Here is a 2,497-nt window from a genome sequence, read left to right on the forward strand (position 1 = left end):
GAGCGGCTTCCTCGGCGGCATCCAGGCCGGCTATGACTGGCAGTTCGACAACCGCTGGGTGATCGGCGCCGTGGCGGACATTGCCGCATCCAGCTACGGCGCTTCGGTCACGGCCTCGGTGGACGGCGCCGAGATCTTCAATGGCGAAGTGGACGTCAAATATCTCGGCACCGTGCGCGCGCGGCTGGGGCACGCCTGGGACCGCACGCTCATCTACGGCCATGGCGGCCTCGCCTTCGGCAAGACCGAGCAGACGCTGACCGTTGGCGGGACGACCGTCTTCAACGAACAGCAGACACGCGCCGGCTGGACGATCGGCGCTGGTCTCGAGCACGCCATCACCGATCGCATTTCCTTCGGCACCGAGTATGCCTATGTGGACCTTGGCTCGAAGCAGATCCTCGACAATGGCGAGGGGCTGACAATCAAGGACGACGTGGCCTTCCACACGCTGAAGGCTTTCGTGAATTTCCGTTTCTGAGCGCCTCGCGATCTTTCCGATTCGCACTCGCTTTGAGTCTTGTTCGATGCATGTCGCTCAGCCAAACCACGCGCATTTTGAGCGACATGCGTCGACTCGTGAAAAGACGTGCAGCGGAAGGCAGTCCCGACGCAGAAAAAAGCCCGCTCCGGCGTGCCGAAGCGGGCGCGGGTTTTAGGACAGCAAGCTTACTTGCAGTCCTTGAGCATCTTCAGCGCCTTTTCGGCATTGGCCTGGGACGTGTAGGCCTTCGTCCCGGCGTCGGTCAGTTTCTTGCCGTCCGGCTGGTGGAAACCACCGAGCATTTCTTGGTGGTGGTGTCCTTTGCCACCCAATACTGCGTGGCCGCAAATGCCGGCACGCTGAACAGCGCAACAACCGAAGCTGCAACCAAAACCTTGCGAATCATAGCGTTCTCCCAAGTTGAATGAGGTTCGACCCGTTCATCCGGGAGTGCTGTTGCCCGACAAGTGGATGAGCGAACCGAGCCGCCGGCCAGCCGTATCGTGAACCGGCCACCAGGGGCAATTTACAAAAATGTAAAGTTCGGCCGGGCTGCAGGGCCGTGAGACGAAGCTATCGGCGCACCACCGCGAGAAGACAGGCGCAGAGCCCCACATTGACCGTGGCGCCAACCGCGAGAGCGATCAGGACGAGATTGCCGCCGCCCATGCCAAGAAGCAGCGCACCGATCGAAGGAGCTGCCGCCTGGACGATGAGGCTGGGCGTCGCGAGCTTGCCCATCAGCGCCGCGTATTGCTGCGGGTCGAACAGCACCAGCGGCAGCGCGCCGCGCGCGATCGTGTGGATGCCGTTGCCGGCGCCGTAAAGGATCAAAGCGAGAGCAACGAAGGTCTGGCTCGCCAGGAGCAGCCAGATCCCGGCCGCGAGCAGCGATACGGATGTCAGCATCGTCCAGATCGGATGGTGCCGGTTGCGGCCGATCAGCAGCTCCGCCACCCGCGCTCCAACCTGTGACGGGCCGACCAGGGCGCCAAGGCCGACGGCGGCCGCAAGGCTCACGCCGCGCAATTGCAGCAGCGTCAGCAGGTGGACGGAGAGCATGGATGCGATCATCGCGGCCAATGTCAGGATGGAAGCCAGCAGAATGAATCGTGCCCGCGTCCTGCCCGCGGCCGACGCCTCCTTCGACCTGTCTTTCGTTGGCGCGGGCGCCGCGGGCGGAGACGGCGGTATCATCCGGAGATGGAGCGGCAAGCAGATCGCCAGATGGATGGCCGCGTAGGAGAGGCAGGCGATACGCCATCCGCCATGCTCGACCAGGAAGGCGCTGAGCGGCCAGCAGACCGTGCTTGCGAAACCACCGAAGAGCGTCAGGTTGGTGATGGCGCTTCGCGCTCCCTGTCCATAGAGGCGGCCGAGCGTTGCGAAACCGGCATCGTAGAGGCCGCTCGACATGCCCAGGCCCATGAGCAGCCAGGCAATCAGGTAAAGGGGATAGGTGGTTGCCGTCGCCAGCAGCGAATGCGCTGCGGCCAACAGCAACGAGCTCGCGGCAAGCACGGGCCGACCGCCATGGCGCTGGATCAGCCGCCCGGTAACGGGAGAGACCAGCCCGGCAAGCAGCAGCCCGCAGGACAGCCCGGCAACGACCGACGCGAGCGACCAGCCGGTGTCCCTGGCAATCGGTGCGGCAAGAACAGCGGGCAGATAGTAGGACGATCCCCAGGCGAGGATCTGTGTGAAGCCGAGAGCCGAGACGAGGAGATGGCGGCTGCGGGCGAGCGGTGCCGTGGCTTCCAATCAGACTTGCCCCGGCCCGTAGGCGACCTTCTCGCCATCCTCCTTGACGAACTCGCGCACCGGATTGTCGAGCAGCGGCAGCACCGCTTCCGAAGGCCGGCACAGCCTCGTGCCCTTGGGCGTTTCGACGATAGGCCGGTTGATCAGGATCGGATGGGCGAGCATAAAATCGATCAGCTCGTCGTCGCTCCATTTCGGGTCGGCGAGGCCTAGTTCGGCGTAAGGCGTTCCCTTCTCCCGCAACAACCCTGT

Annotated in this window: 4 protein-coding genes; 2 read left to right on the forward strand and 2 right to left on the reverse strand. The window is 64.1% G+C overall.

Features of this window, described 5'->3' with window-relative positions:
- Both EOD07_RS30625 and EOD07_RS37875 read left to right on the forward strand, forming a co-directional pair.
- A partial coding sequence (locus EOD07_RS30625) for an outer membrane beta-barrel protein (RefSeq protein ID WP_164772699.1) occupies positions 1-481 on the forward strand: 481 nt, incomplete at its 5' end.
- 50 nt (positions 482-531) lie between these two features.
- Positions 532-912 carry a hypothetical protein gene (locus tag EOD07_RS37875; protein ID WP_164772700.1) on the forward strand — a complete coding sequence of 127 codons (381 nt, stop codon included), beginning with the start codon at positions 532-534 and terminating at the stop codon, positions 910-912.
- Between the two features lie 145 nt (positions 913-1,057).
- Here the strand turns inward: EOD07_RS37875 and EOD07_RS30635 are convergent, their stop codons facing one another.
- Both EOD07_RS30635 and EOD07_RS30640 read right to left on the reverse strand, forming a co-directional pair.
- A complete protein-coding gene (locus EOD07_RS30635; protein WP_127237963.1) occupies positions 1,058-2,245 on the reverse strand; it encodes an MFS transporter in 1,188 nt (395 codons plus the stop codon).
- Positions 2,246-2,497, reverse strand: a 252-nt coding sequence (locus tag EOD07_RS30640) for an ArsC/Spx/MgsR family protein (protein ID WP_281059099.1), incomplete at its 5' end; no start/stop codon positions are given.

The organism is Mesorhizobium sp. M2C.T.Ca.TU.002.02.1.1 (genome assembly GCF_003997225.1).